Origin of the sequence: Klebsiella sp. C349492 (assembly GCF_042055345.1) — a bacterium.
GTDB classification, from domain to species: domain Bacteria; phylum Pseudomonadota; class Gammaproteobacteria; order Enterobacterales; family Enterobacteriaceae; genus Klebsiella; species Klebsiella scottii.
Window position 1 is genome coordinate 551,164 of sequence record NZ_JANQCE010000002.1, and the last position, 20,291, is coordinate 571,454.

A 20,291-nucleotide genomic window follows, 5' to 3' on the forward strand; every position below is an offset into this window, starting at 1 on the left:
CTTAGCCAACGACCAGATTGAGCAGTTTGCCCGGAACGTAGATCACTTTACGTACGGTGACGCCGTCGAGATACTTCGCGACCAGATGTTCCTGACCCGCGCGGGCGCGGACCTGATCTTCGGTGGCATCTACCGGTACGGTAATTTTACCACGAACCTTACCATTAACCTGGACGACGACCAGAGTGGTATTTTCCACCATGGCGCTGTCGTCGGCGACCGGCCACGGCGCGCTGTCGATATCGCCTTCGCCGCCCAGCTCTCGCCATAAGGTGAAGCAAGCGTGCGGGGTGAATGGGTTGAGCATACGCACTACCGCCAGCAGCGCTTCACGCATCAGCGCGCGATCCTGCTCGCCTTCCTGCGGCGCTTTCGCCAGCTTGTTCATCAGCTCCATGATCGCCGCGATCGCGGTGTTGAAGGTCTGACGACGGCCGATATCATCGGTGACTTTAGCAATCGTTTTGTGCACATCGCGACGCAGCGCCTGCTGATCTTCGCTCAGGCTGGCAGCGTCGAGGGCGATGGCCGGACCCTGAGTGGTGTGCTCGTAAACCAGTTTCCAGACGCGCTTCAGGAAGCGGTTTGCCCCTTCAACGCCGGACTCCTGCCATTCGAGGGTCATATCCGCCGGAGAGGCGAACATCATGAACAGACGCACGGTATCCGCGCCGTAGCGTTCAACCATCACCTGCGGGTCGATGCCGTTGTTCTTCGACTTGGACATTTTGCTCATGCCGGTATACACCAGCTCGCGGCCCTGCGGATCGAAGGCTTTAACGATACGGCCTTTCTCGTCGCGCTCGACGGTGGCATCAACCGGGGAGACCCAGTTACGCTCGCCGTTTTCGCCGACGTAGTAGAACGCGTCCGCCAGAACCATCCCCTGACACAGCAGCTGCTTAGCCGGCTCGTCAGAGTTAACCATGCCCGCGTCGCGCATCAGCTTGTGGAAGAAGCGGAAGTACAGCAGGTGCATGATCGCATGTTCAATACCGCCGATATAAATATCAACCGGCAGCCAGTAGTTCGCCGCTTCCGGGTCCAGCATGCCCTGGTCGTACTGCGGGCAGGTGTAGCGCGCGTAGTACCAGGAGGACTCCATAAAGGTATCAAAGGTATCGGTTTCACGCAGCGCAGGCTGGCCGTTAACGGTGGTTTTAGCCCACTCAGGGTCGGCTTTAATCGGGCTGGTGATGCCATCCATCACCACGTCTTCCGGCAGAATAACCGGCAGCTGATCTTCCGGGGTCGGCATTACGGTGCCGTCTTCCAGGGTAACCATCGGGATCGGCGCGCCCCAGTAGCGCTGACGGGAAACGCCCCAGTCGCGCAGACGGTAGTTCACTTTACGCTCGCCAACGCCCATCGCCGCCAGCTTGTCGGCGATGGCGTTGAAGCCCGCTTCAAAGCTTAGCCCGCTGAATTCGCCGGAATTGAACAGCACGCCTTTTTCCGTCATCGCCTGCCCGGAGAGGTCAGGTTCAGAGCCGTCTGCCGCGAGGATAACCGGTTTGATGTTGAGGCCATATTTGCTGGCAAACTCATAGTCGCGCTGGTCGTGGCCTGGAACCGCCATCACCGCGCCGGTACCGTACTCCATCAGCACGAAGTTGGCCGCCCATACCGGAATAGCTTCGCCGGTCAGCGGGTGAATCGCTTTAAAGCCGGTGTCGACGCCTTTTTTCTCCATCGTCGCCATTTCAGCTTCTGCGACTTTGGTATTGCGGCATTCGTCGATAAATGCAGCCAGCGCCGGGTTATTGGCCGCCGCCTGCTGTGCCAGCGGGTGGCCCGCGGCTACGGCCAGGTAGGAGCAGCCCATAAAGGTATCAGGACGAGTCGTGTAGACGGTCAGCTTGTCGGCGTAGTCGTTGACGTTGAAGGAGATTTCTACCCCTTCAGAACGGCCGATCCAGTTGCGCTGCATGGTCTTGACGGTATCCGGCCAGTGATCCAGATTATCCAGATCTCTCAGCAGTTCGTCGGCGTAGGCGGTAATTTTGATAAACCACTGCGGGATCTCTTTACGCTCAACCTTGGTATCGCAGCGCCAGCAGCAGCCGTCGATAACCTGTTCGTTGGCGAGAACGGTCTGGTCGTTAGGGCACCAGTTCACCGCGGAGGTTTTCTTGTACACCAGGCCTTTTTTATACAGTTCGGTGAAGAACTTCTGCTCCCAGCGGTAGTATTCCGGGGTGCAGGTCGCCACTTCACGGCTCCAGTCGTAGCCGAAGCCCAGCTTTTTCAGCTGGTTTTTCATGTAGGCGATGTTGTCATAGGTCCACGGCGCCGGCGCCGTATTGTTTTTCACCGCCGCGCCTTCTGCAGGCAGGCCGAAGGCATCCCAGCCGATTGGCTGCAGGACGTTTTTGCCGAGCATACGCTGGTAGCGGGCAATCACATCGCCGATGGTGTAGTTACGCACGTGGCCCATGTGTAGTCGGCCAGAAGGATAAGGTAGCATCGACAGGCAGTAATACTTCTCTTTGCTCTCGTCTTCAGTGACTTCAAATGTACGATTATCGTCCCAGTGAAGCTGGACTTTCGATTCTATCTCTTCCGGGCGGTATTGCTCTTGCATGGCAGCCAGTGGTCCTGTTTTCAATACAGCTACATATGTAGCCAATGGATGTGTTATCTCAGATCGGCATAGCATAGCCCAAACGCCCACGTCAAAACAGCCTTTCGCACATTAACATCGGCAAAAGCGGCGGAGAATATTTAGCGACTCTGTGGCCTGGATGGCAAAGCAGCCGGCAGATAACGTCTATTATTAGAATAAGTTAACCACACTGGAGGCGAAATGATGAACAAGGTTGCTCAATTCTACCGCGAGCTGGTGTCAACGCTCAGCGAACGGTTACGCAGTGGAGAGCGTGATATAGACGCGCTGGTGGAGCAGGCGCGGGTGAAAATCAGCCAGTCTGGTGAGTTAACGCATCGCGAAGTTGAGACGCTGACTAAGGCGGTAAGGCGCGATCTGGAAGAGTTTGCCCGCAGCTATGAAGAGAGCCAGGATGAGCTGACGGACAGCGTATTTATGCGGGTCATAAAGGAGAGCCTGTGGCAGGAGCTGGCCGATATTACGGATAAAACCCAGCTGGAGTGGCGCGAGGTGTTTCAGGACCTGAACCACCACGGCGTGTACCATAGCGGCGAGGTGGTCGGGCTGGGCAATCTGGTGTGCGAGAAGTGCCACTACCATCTGGCGGTTTACACCCCGGACGTGCTGCCGCGCTGCCCGAAGTGCGGCCACGATCAGTTCCAGCGCCGGCCGTTCGAACCTTAATATTGCGTTGAGAATTGCCGTGAACAGCGCGCACGGACCCGTGCGCGCCTGACCGTTAGTGAAGGATTTTGGCGAGGAAGTCTTTGGCGCGCTCGGACTGCGGGTTGGCGAAAAATGCTTCCTTGTCAGCATCTTCGACGATCTTCCCTTCATCCATAAAGATCACCCGGTTGGCGACCTTGCGCGCGAAGCCCATTTCGTGGGTGACGACCATCATGGTCATGCCTTCGTTTGCCAGTTCGACCATGACGTCGAGCACTTCGTTGATCATCTCCGGATCCAGCGCCGAGGTCGGTTCGTCAAACAGCATGGCAATCGGGTCCATGCACAGCGCGCGGGCGATGGCGACGCGCTGCTGCTGGCCGCCTGAAAGCTGCGCCGGATATTTTTCCGCGTGGGCGGAAAGCCCCACGCGCTCCAGCAGCTTCAGGCCTTTGGCGCGGGAAGCGGCCTTATCGCGGTTGAGCACTTTTACCTGCGCCAGCGTCAGGTTGTCGATAATCGACAGATGCGGAAACAGTTCGAAGTGCTGGAATACCATCCCGACGCGGGAGCGCAGTTTGGCGAGGTTGGTTTTTTTATCGTTCACCCTGGTGCCGTCAACGGTTATCTCGCCCTGTTGAATCGGCTCCAGGCCGTTAACGGTTTTAATCAGCGTTGATTTTCCCGAGCCGGACGGCCCGCAAACCACTACCACTTCACCTTTTTTCACTTCCGTGGAGCAATCGGTCAGCACCTGAAAGTGACCATACCATTTTGAAACGTTTTTCAGGGTAATCATTACACAGTCCTTTTCTTCAACCAGCTGACCAACAGCGATGCGCTGAGACTAATTGCAAAATAAACGGCACCTGCGAACAGGATCATTTCGACCTGGGTTCCGTCACGCTCGCCGATAGTGGATGCGGTGCGGAAGAAATCTGCCAGGCTCAGAACATAGACCAGCGAGGTATCCTGGAACAGGACGATCCCCTGGGTTAACAGCAGCGGCACCATCGCGCGAAAGGCCTGCGGCAGGATAATCAGCTTCATCGACTGCCAGTGGGTCATCCCCAGCGCCAGCGCGGCGCTGGACTGCCCGCGGGAGATGCTCTGGATTCCCGCGCGGATAATTTCCGAATAGTACGCCGCTTCAAACATGGAGAACGCAATCATGGCCGAAATGAGCCGGATATCGGTCTTCGGCGACAGGCCAAGCACGTTCTGTAAAAAGCCGGGAACAATCAGATAAAACCACAGCAGCACCATCACCAGCGGGATGGAGCGGAATACGTTGACGTAGGTTTTGGCAAACCACGCCAGAGGTAAAAAGCTCGACAGACGCATGACCGCCAGAAGGGTGCCCCAGACAATACCGATAACGATGGCGATAACGGTAATTTTCAGGGTGATGACCAGTCCTGCCAGCAGATACGGCATGGATGGAACGATGGAACTCCAGTCAAAATCGTACATTATTATTTGCCCCCCAAATTGCCCGGCAGGCGAACTTTGCGCTCAACCACATACATAATCAGCATAATCACCGCGTTAATGAACACATAGGCGAGGGTAATTGCGGTAAACGACTCCCAGGCGTGGGCGGAGTAATCCAGCAGCTTGCCCGCCTGCGCCGCCATATCCGCCAGCCCGATGGTGGAGGCGATAGCCGAGTTTTTTACCAGGTTCATCATTTCCGACGTCATCGGCGGGACGATAACCCGATAGGCGTTGGGCAGCAGCACGTAGCGATAGGTCTGCGGCAGGGTGAGGCCCATTGCCAGCCCGGCGTTTTTCTGCCCGCGCGGCAGCGACTGGATCGCCGCCCGCACCTGCTCACACACGCGGGCGGCGGTAAACAGCCCGAGGCAGAGCATGGAGGAGATAAAGAACTGAATATTTGGGTCCAGCTCGGACTTGAACCACATGCCGATATTTTCCGGCAGCAGTTCCGGCACGACCAGGTACCAGGTAAAGAACTGCACGATCAGCGGAACGTTACGGAACAGTTCGACGTAGCAGGTGCCGATGCTGGATAACAGTCGATTAGGCGCGGTACGTAAAATACCGAAGAGCGAGCCGACGAGAAAAGCGATAACCCAGGCGGTAACCGACAGGGCGACGGTGACCTGAAAGCCGCTCCATAGCCAGCCCAGATAGGTGGTGTTGCCGAACGGGGCCTGTTGCAGGAATATCCCCCAGTTCCAGTCTATTGACATAAATGACTCCTGGAAAAAAAAGGGTAGCAGCGCTACCCTCGAAGATCCTTGTCCAGCGTACTTCGGTATTCGCGGCGGCTGGGGAACGACCAGCCACCGTATAGTCTGTCCGTGCTGTGACAACAATCGGGAGGGCAGGATGTCCTGCCCCTTGTTTTTTTAATTAGTTAAGAGCCTTGTCATTAGGTGATTTGAACAGCGCCTTCATATCTTCAGAGAGTTCGAAGTTCATATTCAGGTTCTTCGGCGGGATTGGGTTTTTGAACCACTTGTCGAACCATTTTGCCGCTTCGCCAGAGGTCTGCGCCTTGGCGACGGTGTCGTCTACCAGCGTTTTGAACTGCGGATCGTCTTTACGCAGCATACAGCCGTAGGCTTCCTGGGACTGCGGCGTGCCGATGATTTCCCAGTTGTCCGGCTTCTTGGCCTTAGCGCGTTCGCCGGCCAGCAGCGCGTCATCCATCATAAAGGCCACCGCGCGGCCGCTTTCCAGAGTACGGAAGGAGTCGCCGTGATCCTTGGCGCTGATGATGCGCATATTCATTTTTTTCTCATCGTTCAGCTTATGCAGCAGAATTTCTGAGGTTGTCCCGGAAGTGACCACGACGGCTTTATCTTTCAGGTCAGCAAAGTCTTTGATCGCGCCACCTTTTTTCGCCAGCAGGCGGGTGCCGACGACAAAAATGGTGTCAGAGAAAGCAGCCTGTTTCTGCCGCTCCAGGTTGTTGGTCGTGGAGCCACATTCGAAATCGTAGGTCCCGTTTTGCAGCAGCGGAATACGGTTCTGCGAGGTGACCGGAATCAGTTTTACCTGCAGGTCAGGTTTGTTCAGCTTCTTCTTGATAGCATCGACAATGGCGTTGGAGTAATCCTGCGAGTAGCCGACGACCTGCTGCTGGTTATCGTAGTAGGAGAACGGTACGGATGATTCGCGATGGCCAACGACGATCACGCCGTTTTTGGCAATTTTATCCAGAGTGCTCTGGCCTGTAGCCGGTGCGGCATCTTCCGCGTGCGCCAGGCCGGCGGTCATACCCATGACCAGCATAGCTGTGGCCAGTTTACGTAATTGCATATCCAACTCCTTATCCGCAGCGCCAGGGACGCCATTGATGCCCATTGTGAGTGTGTCTGTGTTTTATTATCGCTGCTGCCTTTAAGTGCAGCGTTTGTATGTGTTTGTTAGCATTTAGTTTGGCTTAATGTAAAGATTTTGCTGTTATATTGTTTATTTTTGCGAAGTGGTCCGCACCATTTAAAGGCAAAAATCGGTCATTGCACCAAAATAGCGCGCAGCAGGTTTACCTGTGGTGCAACCCGGTTGTACCAGCAGCCATAGCGGCGCGATGTAAGTATATTAAGCAATGGGCGTGCCAGATTAGGCGGGAAGAGAAAAATCCCCGGCGATGCGTCTCACCGGGGCGGGGCGGAGAAGGGCTTAGCGGCGGCGCTGACGCAGGCTCATCAGCAGTGCGCCGAAACCAAACAGCGCGGTCAGCGCCCACAGCGGCCAGTTGCCGGTACGGGCGTACGGGGTCAGGCCCGTCGTCGGCGTCACCTTCGTGGTTAACACGGCGCGGGTGAACTGCGGGATCATGTCCTGAATTTCCCCCCGAGGACCAATGACGGCGGTAATGCCGTTATTGGTGCTGCGCAGCAGCGGGCGCGCCAGCTCCAGCGCCCGCATGCGCGCCATCTGGAAGTGCTGCCAGGGGCCTATCGACTTGCCAAACCAGGCGTCGTTGGAGATGGTCAGCAGGAAGTCGGTATCCGGGCGGAAATTATCGCGCACCTGCTCGCCGAGAATGATCTCGTAGCAGATGGCGGCCGTCAGCTTCAGGTTGTGCGCCACCAGCTGCGGCTGAACGTACGGGCCGCGGCTGAAGGAGGACATCGGCAGATCGAAGAACGGCGCCAGCGGACGCAGAATCGATTCCAGCGGTACAAACTCGCCAAACGGAACCAGATGGTTCTTGTTGTAGCGATCGGTGGAGCCGTAGCTGTAAGGGTTATTCTTGCCCAGCGTAATAATGGTGTTGTAGGTATCGTATCGATTCTGCTTGTTCAGCCGGGCATCGACGATGCCGGTCACCAGCGAACTGTTTTTCGACCGCAGCAGGTCATCCATCATGGTGAGGAAATTCTGCTGATTGATCTCCAGATCCGGAATGGCGGATTCGGGCCAGATAATCAGCTGGGATGAGCCCATATGCGGCTGGGTCAGATCCAGATAGGTCTTCAGCGTGTTGAACAGCTGTTTTTCATCCCACTTCAGGGCCTGAGGAATATCGCCTTGCACCAGCGACACTTCGGTCGCGCGCTCCGGCAGCAGCTGATACCACTGGATGTAGCGCAGCGGGAAGGGCAGGGCGAAGAGCACCGCGGCGACGATCAGCGGTTTCCAGCTGCGCCGGACGACGGCCAGCGCCAGCAGGCCGCTGACCACCATCAGCAGGAAGTTAATCGCCTCGACGCCCACGATCGGGGCTAATCCCTTCAGCGGGCCGTCAATCTGGCTGTAGCCAAACTGCAGCCACGGGAAGCCGGTCAGCACCCAGCCGCGCAGGAACTCGGTGATTTGCCAGACTACCGGCGCGGCGATGGCGACGCGCAGCCAGCTGGTTTTCGGCCACAGGCGGGAGAGCAGGCCGGCGAACAGCCCGGTGTACAGCGACATATACGCCGCCAGCAGCACCACGAGGAACACGTTGACCGGGCCAGGCATGCCGCCAAACTGCGCGATGCTGACGTAGACCCAGTTAATCCCCGAGCCGAACAACCCCATGCCCCAGAAGAAACCAATCCAGGTGCTCTGTAAAGGACGACGGTTAAGGGTTAAGCCCTGCAGGCCGATGAGCGAAATAATCGCCGCGGGCCAGATGTCATAAGGAGAAAAAGCCAGCGTTCCGCTGGCTCCGAATAGTAGCGCCAGCAGCAGGCGTACGCGCTGGCGTTCGAGAAGAGAGGCAAATACCATTTAGGTTAGTCGTCCCGTGTGATTAGTCTTCCAGCTTCGGCTGCGGCGCGTCGTCAGGAAGTTTGACATGTACCTGGATAATACGTCGGCTATCGGCCATTGCGACCTTGAATTGGTAACCATCAATGTCGATAGACTCGCCGCGAGCCGGCAGATGGCCAAAGGCCTGCATCACCAGTCCGCCAATGGTATCAACTTCTTCATCGCTGAAGTGGGTGCCGTAGGCTTCGTTGAAGTCTTCAATGGAGGCCAGCGCGCGGACCGTCCAGGTATGGCGGCTCAACTGACGAAAATCGATATCTTCTTCTTCATCGTATTCGTCTTCGATCTCACCGACGATAAGTTCAAGGATGTCTTCAATGGTCACCAGACCGGAGACGCCGCCAAACTCATCGATAACGATCGCCATATGATAACGCTGGGAGCGGAACTCTTTCAGCATGCGGTCGACCCGCTTGCTTTCAGGCACGACAACCGCCGGGCGTAACACTTTTTCCATGCTGAAGGCTTCGGAGTCGCTGCGCATAAACGGCAGCAGATCTTTGGCCATCAGAATCCCTTCGATGTGATCTTTGTCTTCGCTGATCACCGGGAAACGCGAGTGGGCGGATTCGATGATGACATCGAGGCACTCGTCCAGGGTCTGGTTGCGTTTCAGGGTAATCATCTGCGAGCGGGGGATCATAATATCGCGGACGCGCTGGTCGGCGATGTCCATTACCCCTTCGAGCATATCGCGCGTATCTTCGTCGATAAGATCGTTCTGCCCGGAATCACGGATCAGCGCCAGCAGTTCATCACGGTTTTTCGGTTCTCCGTGAAAGAGCTGGCTGAGTAACAGGGAGAAGAATCCCTTTTTGCTGTTTACTGTGTCACTACTGTGTGAGTTGTCGTCGCTCATGGCGTCGTGTGGGTTCTCATGTTAGTTAAATCGTCGCACGTCGCGCGTATACTCAGCGCCCGGCATAGCGGCCAGTCGCCGGCAAAGCCGGCGGCAGGTTATTCCTTCTCGGCAATGTACGGATCCTCATAGCCCAGAGCAAGCATTATCTCTGTTTCGAGGCTTTCCATCTCTTCCGCTTCTTCATCAACGATATGGTCATAGCCCAGCAGGTGCAGGCTGCCATGAATAACCATATGCGCCCAGTGCGCTTCCAGCGGTTTTTCCTGCTCTTTCGCTTCCTGCTCAACCACCTGGCGGCAGATGATCAAATCGCCGAGCAGCGGCAGCTCGATACCCGGCGGCGCTTCGAAGGGGAATGACAGGACGTTGGTCGGCTTATCCTTGCCGCGATAGGTCAGATTTAGCTCGTGGCTCTCGGCTTCGTCTACCAGGCGAACGGTAACTTCCGACTCTTCCTGGAACTGCGGGATCACGGCATCCAGCCAGCGCTGAAACTGCGCTTCATCCGGCAGTCCGCCGTTCTCTTCGCAAGCCAGCTGTAAATCGAGAATGACCTGACTCATTTCTGCTCCTGTTCCTGGGCTTCGCGTTTGCGCTCGGCGGCCAGTTCTGCTTTACGTTTTTGATCCGCTTCTTCCCACGCTTCATAGGCATTGACGATACGGGCAACCACCGGGTGGCGCACCACGTCTTCGCTATTGAAGAAGTTGAAGCTGATTTCATCGACTTCCGCCAGAACTTCGATGGCGTGGCGGAGGCCGGATTTGGTGCTGCGCGGCAGGTCAATCTGGGTGACGTCGCCGGTGATCACCGCTTTAGAATTAAAGCCGATACGGGTCAGGAACATCTTCATCTGTTCGATGGTGGTGTTCTGGCTTTCATCGAGAATGATAAAGGCGTCGTTCAGCGTACGGCCGCGCATGTAGGCCAGCGGCGCGACTTCAATCACGTTGCGCTCGATCAGTTTCTCAACTTTCTCAAAGCCCATCATTTCGAACAGCGCATCGTACAGCGGGCGCAAATAGGGGTCGACCTTCTGGCTCAGATCCCCCGGCAGGAAGCCCAGCTTCTCACCGGCCTCAACGGCGGGGCGGGTCAGCAGAATACGACGCACGTCCTGACGTTCAAGAGCATCGACCGCGGCGGCAACCGCCAGATAGGTTTTCCCGGTCCCGGCAGGGCCGACGCCGAAGGTGATATCGTGGTCGAGAATATTAGCGACGTACTGCGCCTGGTTTGGCGTACGGGGCTTGATAACGCCACGCTTGGTCTTGATATTAATGGCCTTGCCGTACTCCGGGACGCTCTCGGCGCTCTGCTCCAGCACGCGGGCCTCTTTGATGGCAAGGTGAATCTGTTCCGGCTCGATATCGTTAATCTGCCCGCGCATTGGGGCGGTATCGACGTACAGGCTGCGCAGAATATCCGCAGCCGCGTTCACGCATATTGGGCGTCCGGTCAGCTTAAAGTGATTGTCACGGCGGCTGATTTCGATGCCCAACCGGCGCTCAAGCTGTTTGATGTTGTCGTCAAACGGGCCGCACAGTCCAAGCAGGCGCGCGTTGTCCGCTGGCTCCAGGGTGATTTCACGGGTTTCTGTGTTCAAGCTGTTCCTCTTATCTGCGTTTTGCCGGGCGGTAAAAAGGTATACCCGCCTTCATGCAGGCGTTACCCCGGCGGGTAAGGAAATTATTCACGTCACGGGAATATGGCGCAAGCATTGCTATGAATATTGGGTCCGGGAGAGGAAATACAAGGCCTGCCGGAGCCGGCAGGCCTGAACGGATTAAGGCTGATAAAGCGTGACGCCCGAATCGTTTTCTTTACGGGTCCGCGCGATGACGGATTGCGGTGATTCCACAATGCGCAGCCCCATTTCCTCTTCGGTACGCACGATTTTTCCGCGCAGCGAGTTGGTGTAGACGTCGACGATCTCGACATCGACAAACTTGCCGATCATATCCGGCGTCCCTTCGAAGTTGACGACCCGGTTATTTTCGGTGCGCCCGGTGAGCTCCATAATGCTCTTGCGGGAGGTCCCTTCGACCAGAATACGCTGGGTGGTGCCGAGCATCCTGCGGCTCCAGGCCATCGCCTGCTGGTTGATGCGCTCCTGCAGAATATACAGGCGCTGTTTCTTATCTTTTTCCGGAACGTCGTCGACCATATCCGCCGCCGGCGTCCCCGGCCGCGCGGAGAAGACAAAGCTGTAGCTGACGTCGAGATTTACATCGGCAATCAGCTTCATGGTCTTTTCGAAATCGTCGTTGGTTTCGCCAGGGAAGCCGACGATAAAGTCGGAGCTGATCTGGATATTTGGCCGCGCCTCGTACAGCTTGCGAACGATGCCTTTATATTCCAGCGCCGTGTGGGTGCGCCCCATCAGGTTCAGCACGCGGTCAGAGCCGCTCTGAACCGGCAGATGCAGGAAGCTTACCAGCTCCGGGGTGTCGCGATAGACGTCGATAATGTCATCGGTAAATTCAATCGGGTGGCTGGTGGTGAAGCGAATGCGATCGATCCCGTCGATCGCCGCGACCAGACGCAGCAGATCGGCAAAGCTGCCGGTGGTGCCGTCGTAGTTTTCACCGCGCCAGGCGTTAACGTTCTGTCCGAGCAGGTTGACCTCGCGGACGCCCTGAGCCGCCAGCTGGGCAATTTCGAACAGGATATCGTCAGAAGGACGGCTGACCTCTTCGCCGCGGGTATAGGGCACCACGCAGTAGGTACAGTACTTGTTGCAGCCTTCCATAATGGAGACGAACGCCGTCGGTCCGTCGGCGCGAGGTTCCGGCAGACGGTCGAACTTTTCGATTTCCGGGAAGCTTACGTCGACCACCGGGCGGCGGTTGCCGCGCACCGAGTTAATCATTTCCGGCAGGCGATGGAGCGTCTGCGGGCCAAAAATAATGTCGACATAGTGGGCGCGCTGACGGATGAGCTTGCCTTCCTGCGAGGCGACGCAGCCGCCGACGCCGATAATCAGGTTGGGATTTTTTTCTTTCAGTAATTTCCAGCGGCCCAGCTGGTGGAAGACTTTTTCCTGGGCCTTCTCACGGATTGAGCAGGTATTGAGCAGCAGTACATCCGCTTCTTCCGCGATTTCAGTGAGCTGATACCCGTGCGTGGCATCCAGCAGATCGGCCATCTTTGATGAATCGTATTCGTTCATCTGACAGCCCCAGGTTTTAATATGGAGTTTTTTTGTCATCGACATGCTCATGCTCAATTATAGATATCCAAAATGACGGGTACAGACGCTCTATGAATTTCGAATTGCAGGCGGCAGGCCGCAAAATCGCAGCTCGCCAGGGGACCGGGCGCTGCCAGGGCACCTGCAATTTGAAAAACGACGAGTATAGCCAGGATTGCAGGGGGCATATTGTAATGCTTTGGTCGTGCCCTGACCAGTGCGAGCGTAATCGCCGCAGGGCGCCTGAAAATCCGGTAAACTGAACGGATTGAGGTTTTAAGGATAATTGCCATGACAACTCACGCAACGGATATCGCCATTATTGGCGGTGGAATGGTCGGCGGCGCCCTCGCGCTGGGGCTGGCGCAGCGCGGTTTTACGGTGACGGTGATCGAGAAGGCCGCGCCCGCGGCCTTCGATCCGGCGCTACCGCCGGACGTGCGCATTTCGGCGATCGGCTCTTCTTCAGTCGGGCTGTTGAAAAGCCTCGGCGTCTGGGAGGCGATACGCGCGATGCGCGTGCATCCCTATCGTCGTCTCGAGACCTGGGAGTGGGAAGCGGCCCACGTCTCCTTCGATGCCGCGGAGCTGGCGCTGTCTGAGCTGGGCTATATGGTCGAGAATAACGTGCTGCAGCTTGCTCTGTGGCAGGCTCTGGAAGCGCATGAGCAGGTCACGCTGCGGGTTGGCGTTTCGCTGCAGGCGCTGCTGCGCGAATCTGGGGATACGCAATTGCGCCTGAGCGACGGCGGCGAGTGCGCGGCCCGGCTGGTTATCGGCGCCGACGGCGCAAACTCCGAGGTGCGTCGGCTGGCCGGTATTGGCGTACATGCGTGGCAGTACCAGCAGTCCTGCATGCTGATTAGCGTCCAGTGCTCCGACGATCCCGGCGATAGCACCTGGCAGCAGTTTACGCCGTCCGGGCCGCGCGCGTTTCTGCCGCTGTTCGATCGCTGGGCCTCGTTGGTCTGGTATGACACCCCCGCGCGAATTCGTCAGCTGCAGGGGATGAGCATGGCGCAGCTCAGGCAGGAGATCGGGCGCCACTTTCCGTCGCGCTGTGGCGATGTCACGCCGCTAAGCGCCGGCGCGTTTCCGCTGACCCGCCGCCACGCGCTGCAGTATGTGCAGCCGGGTCTGGCGCTGGTGGGCGACGCCGCGCATACCATTCATCCGCTGGCGGGGCAGGGCGTCAACCTCGGCTATCGCGACGTTGATGCGCTGCTGGATGTCTTAACGCGCGCGCGGGATCGCGGTGAGGAGTGGGACAGCCTGCCGGTGCTCAAACGCTATCAGACGCGGCGGAGAGCCGATAATTTCATTATGCAGTCGGGGATGGATCTGTTTTACGTTGGCTTCAGCAACGATCTGGCGCCGGTGCGCGCGCTGCGCAATATCGGCCTGATGGCGGCGGCGCGGGCGGGCATTTTAAAGCGTCAGGCGCTGAAGTATGCGCTGGGGCTGTAGCTAAGCACCTCCCCGGCCTGCGCTGCGCGAAGCCGGGGAGGCGCTTGATGCTAGCGTGCGCTGAAAACGGCGGACGATAAAAACAAAAAAGCTCGCCGAAGCGAGCTTTTTTGTTACTAAGTGGCTGGGGTACGAGGATTCGAACCTCGGAATGCTGGTATCAGAAACCAGAGCCTTACCGCTTGGCGATACCCCAACGGGTGCGCTCACAAGTGAGCGACTTTTTTAAATTGGCTGGGGTACGAGGATTCGAACCTCGGAATGCTGGTATCAGAAACCAGAGCCTTACCGCTTGGCGATACCCCAACAATTTTTTTGGATTTATCGAACTGAATCAATAATTCCCTATCTGGTGGCTACGACGGGATTCGAACCTGTGACCCCATCATTATGAGTGATGTGCTCTAACCAGCTGAGCTACGTAGCCAAATCTTATCATATTCTTCGATGGCTGGGGTACCTGGATTCGAACCAGGGGATGCCGGTATCAAAAACCGGTGCCTTACCGCTTGGCGATACCCCAATAACCGTCGCGGTGAACCGCTAACCTCGAAGAAATATGGCTGGGGTACCTGGATTCGAACCAGGGAATGCCGGTATCAAAAACCGGTGCCTTACCGCTTGGCGATACCCCATCCGCGCAACGCTTTCGGTGAATGGTGCGGGAGGCGAGACTTGAACTCGCACACCTTGCGGCGCCAGAACCTAAATCTGGTGCGTCTACCAATTTCGCCACTCCCGCAAAAAAAGATGGTGGCTACGACGGGATTCGAACCTGTGACCCCATCATTATGAGTGATGTGCTCTAACCAGCTGAGCTACGTAGCCATCTTTTTTTTCGCGTTACCTTATCGGCGTTGCGGGGCGCATTATGCGTATTGGGCCTGCGAGCGTCAACCTCTTTTTCAAGGAAAATCGCCGGAATGTGACTGTTTGGTTAGGTTGCGAACAGCGTGGTGGAATAATCGGCAATTATTGGTTATTTATCGCTTTTAAGCCGTAAATAAAGGCATAAAAAAACGGACCCCGCGGGGTCCGTTTGTCGTCTGGCGTGATTATTTATAGGCCGACTGGTGCACGCCTACCGCGCGTCCTGACGGATCGTTCATGGTTTTGAAGGTTTCATCCCATTCGATCGCTTTAGCCGAAGAGCAGGCGACTGACGGGCCACCGGGGACACACTCCGCGGCGCTTGGCAGCGGGAACAGCTCTTCGAAGATTTCACGGTACAGATACGCCTCTTTCGACGATGGCGTGTTGTACGGGAAACGGAAGCCGGCGGTTTCCAGCTGCTGGTCGGAAATCTGTTTGGCCGCAACTTCTTTCAGCGTATCGATCCAGCTGTAGCCGACGCCATCAGAGAACTGCTCTTTCTGACGCCACGCCACGCTTGCCGGCAGGTAGGATTCAAAGCATTCGCGCAGGATATGCTTTTCCATTTTACCGTTGCCGCACATCTTATCCTGCGGGTTGATGCGCATCGCGACGTCGAGGAACTGCTTGTCGAGGAACGGCACGCGGGCTTCCACGCCCCACGCGGACATCGCTTTGTTCGCACGGGCGCAGTCAAACATATGCAGCGCCTGCAGCTTGCGCACGGTTTCTTCATGCAGCTCTTTGGCGTTCGGCGCTTTGTGGAAATAGAGATAGCCGCCAAAGACCTCATCAGAACCTTCGCCTGACAGCACCATCTTGATGCCCATCGCTTTGATTTTACGCGACATCAGGTACATCGGGGTCGACGCGCGGATGGTGGTCACGTCGTAAGTTTCGATGTGATAGATCACGTCGCGAATGGCGTCGAGGCCTTCCTGCACGGTGAAGTGGATCTCGTGGTGCACGGTACCCAGATGGTTGGCCACTTCCTGCGCGGCTTTCAGATCCGGCGACCCTTCAAGGCCGACGGCAAATGAGTGCAGCTGCGGCCACCAGGCTTCGCTACGCTCCTGATCTTCAACGCGACGGGCGGCGAACTTTTTGGTGATTGCGGAAATGACCGAAGAGTCCAGACCGCCGGAAAGCAGCACGCCGTAAGGAACGTCGGACATCAGGTGGCTTTTCACCGACTCTTCCAGAGCCTGACGCAGTTCGTTTTTATCGGTAACGTTGTCTTTTACCGCGTCGTAATCAAACCAGTCGCGCTGGTAGTATTCGCGGATTTCGCCATCTTTGCTCCACAGGTAGCTGCCGGCCGGGAACTCTTTAATGGTGCGGCACACCGGAACCAGCGCCTTCATTTCTGATGCGACGTAGAAGTTACCGTGTTCGTCGTGACCCATATACAGCGGAATAATACCGATATGGTCGCGGCCGATCAGATAAGCATCCTTCTCGCTGTCGTACAGCGCGAAAGCAAACATTCCCTGCAGATCGTCGAGGAAGGCCGGACCTTTTTCCTGATACAGCGCGAGGATGACTTCGCAGTCTGAACCGGTCTGGAAGGTATAGCGGTCGCCGTATTCTGCGCGCAGCGCCTGGTGGTTATAAATTTCGCCGTTTACCGCCAGGGCGTGAGTTTTTTGTTGGTTATACAGCGGCTGAGCGCCGGCGTTAACGTCAACGATAGACAAACGTTCATGTACCAGAATGGCTTTATCGCTGGCGTAGACGCCGGACCAGTCCGGCCCGCGGTGGCGCATCAGGCGGGAAAGCTCCAGTGCCTTTTTACGCAGTTCTACCGCGTCAGTTTTAATATCCAGTACGCCGAAAATTGAACACATAGCCTTCTCCGTTACCCTGTCGTATTTGATGTTGTGCAGACGTCGTCTTGTTGCGAGGTCTTAGTGCGTGCTTAAGAAAATGCCGCAAAGGAGAGGGCGGTGCAAGGGATTTACGGGGCTAACAGGAAAAAACGCAATTGTGATTGTTGAATATTAAAAAAAGAGCATGTTTTGAGCGGCTTTATTGATGGATATTCAAAAATAAGCTGATTTTATTAGATGAGGTTTTTTAATTGCCGGCGATAAATGAAAAACCACGTCCTGGGACGTGGTTTGGCTTAGAAAATATCAATTTCGGCGACCGACGGATAGATCCACGACGGCCGGAACGGCAGGCTGTCGATATCGTCGAGCGTCGAGACGCCGGACAGCACGAGGATCGTTTCCAGCCCGGCCTGGAAGCCCGCCAGAATATCGGTACGCAGGTTATCGCCGACAATCACGGTTTGCTCGGAGTGCGCCTGCATCTTGTTCAGCGCGGAGCGGATAATCCACGGGCTCGGCTTGCCGACGTAAAACGGCTTGCGGCCGGAGATCTTCTCAATGCCCGCGCACAGCGCGCCGCAGGCCGGGTAGAAGCCGCGGCCGTGGGTGTCCGGATTGGTGGCAATAAAGCGCGCGCCGTTTGCCACGAAGAAGGCCGCTTTGTGCATCATCTCCCAGTTGAAGGAGCGGGTCTCGCCGACGATGACAAAATCCGGGTTGACGTCGGTGATGGTGAAGCCAGCCTTATAAAGCTCGTGGATCAGCGCGCCTTCACCCACAACGTAGGCTTTTTTGCCTTCCTGACGGCGCAGAAAGTCGGCGGTCGCCATAGCTGAGGTATAAAAGGCGCTATCCGGGACGTCAATGCCCGCCGTGGCGAAGCGGTTTGCCAGATCCTGGCCGGTCTGGGACGGATAGTTGGTCAACATCACCAGCGGCATATCTTTTTCGAGAATGCGTTTGATAAATTCAGCAGCGCCCGGTACGGCCACATTGTCGTGCATCAGCACGCCGTCAATATCACAAATTACGTTTTGAATGGTCATGGACAGTCCGACATCGTTGAAGAAAAGCAGAAATTCGTGAACCAGAATACGCTAACTTTCCAGCAAACGCTGGAGCAGGATCCCGTTGAGCATCGCGCGTTTCACCAGCGCAAAGGCGCCGATCGCCGAACGATGGTCGAGCGTGGAACGCACCACCGGCAGATTTTTACGAAACGCTTTTAGCGCCTGGGCGTTAATACAGCCTTCGATGGCCGGCAGCAAAACCTTTTCGGCTTCGATGATTTCACCGGCGATCACCACTTTCTGCGGGTTGAACAGGTTAATGGCGATGGCGATGGTTTTCCCCAGGTGGCGACCGACGTGTTCGATAACCTCGCAGGCCAGGGTATCGCCCTTATTGGCGGCTTTGCAGATGGCTTTTATATTGCACTCATCGACGCTAAGGCGACTCTGATAGCCCTGTTCCAGCAGGTGGCGCACCCGCTGTTCGATGGCCGCATTCGCGGCAACGGTCTCCAGGCAGCCGAAGTTGCCGCAGTGGCAGCGTTCGCCGAGCGGGTCGACCTGGATATGGCCGATCTCGCCCACGTTACCGTTGCGGCCGATAAAAATGCGTCCGTTGGAGATGATTCCCGCCCCGGTGCCGCGGTGGACGCGCACCAGAATAGAGTCCTCGCAGTCCTGACTTGCCCCAAAGTAGTGCTCAGCCAGCGCCAGACTGCGGATATCATGGCCGACAAAACAGGTGACTTTAAAGCGTTTTTCCAGCGCCTCTACCAGACCCCAGTTCTCTACCTGAATGTGCGGCATGTAGCGGATGACGCCGCTTTCCGGATCGACAAGGCCGGGTAAAATCACCGAGATGGCGATGAGTTCGCGGATCTTGCGCTGGCAGCGTTCGCTAAAGGCGGCGATGATGTTCAGCAGCGCGTGTTCGAGGGTTTCCTGGGTGCGTTCCGGCAGCGGGAAGTGCTCCTCTTCCAGCGTCTTGCTGCTTAAATCGTACAGGGTCAGCGTGGCGTCGTAGCGGCCGAGGCGTATGCCGATGGCCTGGAAGCTGCGGGTCTCCGCAATGATGGAGATGGCGCGGCGGCCTCCGGTGGAGGCCTGCTGATCGACTTCTTTGATCAGCCCGCGTTCAATCAGTTGACGCGTGATTTTAGTCACGCTGGCAGGGGCAAGCTGGCTTTGTTCCGCGATCTGAATGCGCGAGATAGGGCCATGCTGGTCAATCAGGCGGTATACGGCCGCGCTGTTCAGCTGTTTTACGAGATCAACGTTACCAATTTGAGCATGTCCGCCTGCTGTCATACTTTTACTTACTCAGTGACGACCTCGTTACCATTAACGATGGTCTTGATGATTTTATAGTCGCGGGTAAAGGCGGTCAGGTTAGCGACCATTCCCGGCGCAATGCTGCCGAGCTGCTTTTCCACGCCAATGGCACGCGCAGGGTAGAGGGTTGCCATCCGCAACACTTCTTCCAGCGCGATACCGCAATGTTCAACGAGATTACGCACGCCTTCAATCATGGTCAGCGAAGAACCACTGAGGGTACCGTTTTCATCTACGCACAGTCCGTTACGGTAGTATATTGTTTTACCAGCAAAAATGAACTGCTCAATATTGGCACCCGCCGGCGCGGTCGCATCGGTTACGAGGCACAGCTTGTCGCCCTTCAGGCGCTTCGCATTGCGTACGTTAGCATAATCAACGTGCATACCGTCGACGATAATACCGCAGTAAACGTCCGGCTCGTCAAAAATAGCGCCCGCCAGGCCCGGCTCGCGACCGGTAATATACGGCATGGCGTTATACAGATGGGTCGCAAAAGTGATGCCCGCGCGGAAACCGATTTTGGCTTCCTTAAGGGTGGCGTTGGAGTGCCCTGCGGAGACGACAATCCCGGCGTTGACCAGCTGGCGAATCACTTCTGGCCCGACGCGCTCCGGAGCAAGGGTCACCTTGGTGATGACATCGGCATTTTCGCACAGGAAGTCCACCAGCGCGGCGTCCGGTTTACGCACGTAGTCCGGGTTGTGAGTCCCTTTTTTTACGATGTTCAGCCACGGGCCTTCAAGGTGCAGGCCCAGCGCCTGGTTAGGATATTTTTGCAGGTACTCGCGCATGACGCGCACGCCCTGTTTCATCAGATCGTCGCTGGAGGTAATCAGCGTTGGCAGATAGCTGGTGCAGCCGGATCGTTCGTTGGCCTTCTGCATGATTTCCAGCGTTTCGACGGTCACCGCATCCGGGCTGTCGTTAAACTGCACGCCGCCGCAGCCGTTCAGCTGGACGTCGATAAAACCGGGGGCGAGAATGGCGCCGTTGACCGAGCGTTGCTCAATCTCGGACGGTAAATCAGCCAGGGAACAGATTCGTTCGATAAGGCCATCAGCGATAACTATCGCATGGTCATCCAGAATTTCATGACCGGTATAGATCCGGCCTTGGGTTAATGCATACATACGACCCCCGGTTTACGCACGCTATCCTTCAAGCCAGCCTCTTTAGCAGACCGTTAATTGACCGTTTTACTGCCGCCTGA

16 protein-coding genes and 7 tRNA genes are annotated in these 20,291 nt (G+C 56.6%); 2 read left to right on the plus strand and 21 right to left on the minus strand.

Features of this window, described 5'->3' with window-relative positions; genetic code table 11:
* Window position 1: 1 nt before the first annotated feature.
* Complete coding sequence (gene leuS / locus NWP14_RS10250) at window positions 2–2,584, minus strand: leucine--tRNA ligase (protein WP_346431886.1); 2,583 nt, start codon at window positions 2,582–2,584, stop codon at window positions 2–4.
* 225 nt (window positions 2,585–2,809) lie between these two features.
* Between leuS and NWP14_RS10255 the strand changes: the two genes are divergently transcribed.
* A complete protein-coding gene (locus NWP14_RS10255; RefSeq protein WP_095097976.1) occupies window positions 2,810–3,292 on the plus strand; it encodes a zinc ribbon-containing protein in 483 nt (160 codons plus the stop codon).
* A 55-nt stretch (window positions 3,293–3,347) separates the two neighbouring features.
* Here NWP14_RS10255 and NWP14_RS10260 read toward each other — a convergent pair whose 3' ends face one another.
* The 9 genes from NWP14_RS10260 to miaB all read right to left on the minus strand — a co-directional run bounded on the left by NWP14_RS10260 (window position 3,348) and on the right by miaB (window position 12,582).
* Window positions 3,348–4,073: an amino acid ABC transporter ATP-binding protein gene (locus NWP14_RS10260; RefSeq protein ID WP_041144587.1), complete on the minus strand. Its 726-nt coding sequence runs from the start codon at window positions 4,071–4,073 to the stop codon at window positions 3,348–3,350.
* Window positions 4,073–4,747 (minus strand): glutamate/aspartate ABC transporter permease GltK, encoded by a 675-nt coding sequence (gltK, locus tag NWP14_RS10265; RefSeq protein ID WP_041144588.1) that lies wholly within the window; start codon window positions 4,745–4,747, stop codon window positions 4,073–4,075. Before gltK ends, NWP14_RS10260 begins: the two co-directional genes overlap by 1 nt.
* Window positions 4,748–4,749: 2 nt before the next feature.
* A complete protein-coding gene (locus NWP14_RS10270) occupies window positions 4,750–5,490 on the minus strand; it encodes an amino acid ABC transporter permease (protein WP_095095039.1) in 741 nt (246 codons plus the stop codon).
* A 163-nt stretch (window positions 5,491–5,653) separates the two neighbouring features.
* Complete coding sequence (locus tag NWP14_RS10275) at window positions 5,654–6,565, minus strand: amino acid ABC transporter substrate-binding protein (RefSeq protein WP_095095041.1); 912 nt, start codon at window positions 6,563–6,565, stop codon at window positions 5,654–5,656.
* 363 nt (window positions 6,566–6,928) lie between these two features.
* Entirely contained in the window at window positions 6,929–8,467 is a 1,539-nt protein-coding gene (gene lnt, locus NWP14_RS10280) for an apolipoprotein N-acyltransferase (protein ID WP_375215279.1), read from the minus strand.
* Window positions 8,468–8,489: 22 nt separating this feature from the next.
* Window positions 8,490–9,368, minus strand: a complete 879-nt coding sequence (corC, locus tag NWP14_RS10285; RefSeq protein ID WP_095095048.1) for a CNNM family magnesium/cobalt transport protein CorC — start codon at window positions 9,366–9,368, stop codon at window positions 8,490–8,492.
* A 98-nt stretch (window positions 9,369–9,466) separates the two neighbouring features.
* Window positions 9,467–9,934 (minus strand): rRNA maturation RNase YbeY, encoded by a 468-nt coding sequence (gene ybeY, locus NWP14_RS10290; RefSeq protein WP_041144593.1) that lies wholly within the window; start codon window positions 9,932–9,934, stop codon window positions 9,467–9,469.
* The gene (locus tag NWP14_RS10295) at window positions 9,931–10,977 is read right to left on the minus strand and encodes a PhoH family protein (RefSeq protein WP_095095051.1); all 1,047 of its coding nucleotides are present in this window, start codon (window positions 10,975–10,977) and stop codon (window positions 9,931–9,933) included. Before NWP14_RS10295 ends, ybeY begins: the two co-directional genes overlap by 4 nt.
* A 180-nt stretch (window positions 10,978–11,157) precedes the next feature.
* Window positions 11,158–12,582, minus strand: a complete 1,425-nt coding sequence (miaB, locus tag NWP14_RS10300; RefSeq protein WP_095095054.1) for a tRNA (N6-isopentenyl adenosine(37)-C2)-methylthiotransferase MiaB — start codon at window positions 12,580–12,582, stop codon at window positions 11,158–11,160.
* Window positions 12,583–12,855: 273 nt separating this feature from the next.
* Between miaB and ubiF the strand changes: the two genes are divergently transcribed.
* On the plus strand, window positions 12,856–14,031 hold the full coding sequence (gene ubiF, locus NWP14_RS10305; protein ID WP_375215280.1) for a 3-demethoxyubiquinol 3-hydroxylase: 1,176 nt from the start codon (window positions 12,856–12,858) through the stop codon (window positions 14,029–14,031).
* A gap of 121 nt (window positions 14,032–14,152) precedes the next feature.
* On the opposite strand, the gene NWP14_RS10310 is transcribed toward ubiF, so the two are convergent.
* The 11 genes from NWP14_RS10310 to nagA form a co-directional block, all read right to left on the minus strand.
* A tRNA-Gln gene (locus NWP14_RS10310) sits at window positions 14,153–14,227 on the minus strand.
* A gap of 35 nt (window positions 14,228–14,262) precedes the next feature.
* Window positions 14,263–14,337 (minus strand) — tRNA-Gln (locus NWP14_RS10315).
* A gap of 44 nt (window positions 14,338–14,381) precedes the next feature.
* A tRNA-Met gene (locus tag NWP14_RS10320) sits at window positions 14,382–14,458 on the minus strand.
* Window positions 14,459–14,479: 21 nt separating this feature from the next.
* A tRNA-Gln gene (locus NWP14_RS10325) sits at window positions 14,480–14,554 on the minus strand.
* Window positions 14,555–14,591: 37 nt separating this feature from the next.
* Window positions 14,592–14,666: transfer RNA gene (locus NWP14_RS10330), tRNA-Gln, on the minus strand.
* A 22-nt stretch (window positions 14,667–14,688) separates the two neighbouring features.
* Window positions 14,689–14,773, minus strand: a tRNA-Leu gene (locus NWP14_RS10335).
* Window positions 14,774–14,782: 9 nt separating this feature from the next.
* Window positions 14,783–14,859, minus strand: a tRNA-Met gene (locus tag NWP14_RS10340).
* Window positions 14,860–15,086: 227 nt separating this feature from the next.
* A complete protein-coding gene (asnB, locus tag NWP14_RS10345; protein ID WP_095095060.1) occupies window positions 15,087–16,751 on the minus strand; it encodes an asparagine synthase B in 1,665 nt (554 codons plus the stop codon).
* A gap of 278 nt (window positions 16,752–17,029) precedes the next feature.
* On the minus strand, window positions 17,030–17,782 hold the full coding sequence (locus NWP14_RS10350) for an HAD-IIA family hydrolase (protein WP_015584887.1): 753 nt from the start codon (window positions 17,780–17,782) through the stop codon (window positions 17,030–17,032).
* Window positions 17,783–17,833: 51 nt separating this feature from the next.
* On the minus strand, window positions 17,834–19,054 hold the full coding sequence (locus NWP14_RS10355) for an N-acetylglucosamine repressor (protein ID WP_095095066.1): 1,221 nt from the start codon (window positions 19,052–19,054) through the stop codon (window positions 17,834–17,836).
* A gap of 8 nt (window positions 19,055–19,062) precedes the next feature.
* On the minus strand, window positions 19,063–20,211 hold the full coding sequence (gene nagA / locus NWP14_RS10360; protein WP_095095069.1) for an N-acetylglucosamine-6-phosphate deacetylase: 1,149 nt from the start codon (window positions 20,209–20,211) through the stop codon (window positions 19,063–19,065).
* Between the last annotated feature and the right edge of the window lie 80 nt (window positions 20,212–20,291).

Bases quoted from the DNA above. Each gene is read 5' to 3' on its own strand.
- leuS (WP_346431886.1), bottom strand. From the start codon at position 2,584: ATGCAAGAGCAATACCGCCCGGAAGAGATAGAATCGAAAGTCCAGCTT.
- NWP14_RS10255 (WP_095097976.1), top strand. From the start codon at position 2,810: ATGAACAAGGTTGCTCAATTCTACCGCGAGCTGGTGTCAACGCTCAGC.
- NWP14_RS10260 (WP_041144587.1), bottom strand. From the start codon at position 4,073: ATGATTACCCTGAAAAACGTTTCAAAATGGTATGGTCACTTTCAGGTG.
- gltK (WP_041144588.1), bottom strand. From the start codon at position 4,747: ATGTACGATTTTGACTGGAGTTCCATCGTTCCATCCATGCCGTATCTG.
- NWP14_RS10270 (WP_095095039.1), bottom strand. From the start codon at position 5,490: ATGTCAATAGACTGGAACTGGGGGATATTCCTGCAACAGGCCCCGTTC.
- NWP14_RS10275 (WP_095095041.1), bottom strand. From the start codon at position 6,565: ATGCAATTACGTAAACTGGCCACAGCTATGCTGGTCATGGGTATGACC.
- lnt (WP_375215279.1), bottom strand. From the start codon at position 8,467: ATGGTATTTGCCTCTCTTCTCGAACGCCAGCGCGTACGCCTGCTGCTG.
- corC (WP_095095048.1), bottom strand. From the start codon at position 9,368: ATGAGCGACGACAACTCACACAGTAGTGACACAGTAAACAGCAAAAAG.
- ybeY (WP_041144593.1), bottom strand. From the start codon at position 9,934: ATGAGTCAGGTCATTCTCGATTTACAGCTGGCTTGCGAAGAGAACGGC.
- miaB (WP_095095054.1), bottom strand. From the start codon at position 12,582: ATGACAAAAAAACTCCATATTAAAACCTGGGGCTGTCAGATGAACGAA.
- ubiF (WP_375215280.1), top strand. From the start codon at position 12,856: ATGACAACTCACGCAACGGATATCGCCATTATTGGCGGTGGAATGGTC.
- asnB (WP_095095060.1), bottom strand. From the start codon at position 16,751: ATGTGTTCAATTTTCGGCGTACTGGATATTAAAACTGACGCGGTAGAA.
- NWP14_RS10350 (WP_015584887.1), bottom strand. From the start codon at position 17,782: ATGACCATTCAAAACGTAATTTGTGATATTGACGGCGTGCTGATGCAC.
- NWP14_RS10355 (WP_095095066.1), bottom strand. From the start codon at position 19,054: ATGACAGCAGGCGGACATGCTCAAATTGGTAACGTTGATCTCGTAAAA.
- nagA (WP_095095069.1), bottom strand. From the start codon at position 20,211: ATGTATGCATTAACCCAAGGCCGGATCTATACCGGTCATGAAATTCTG.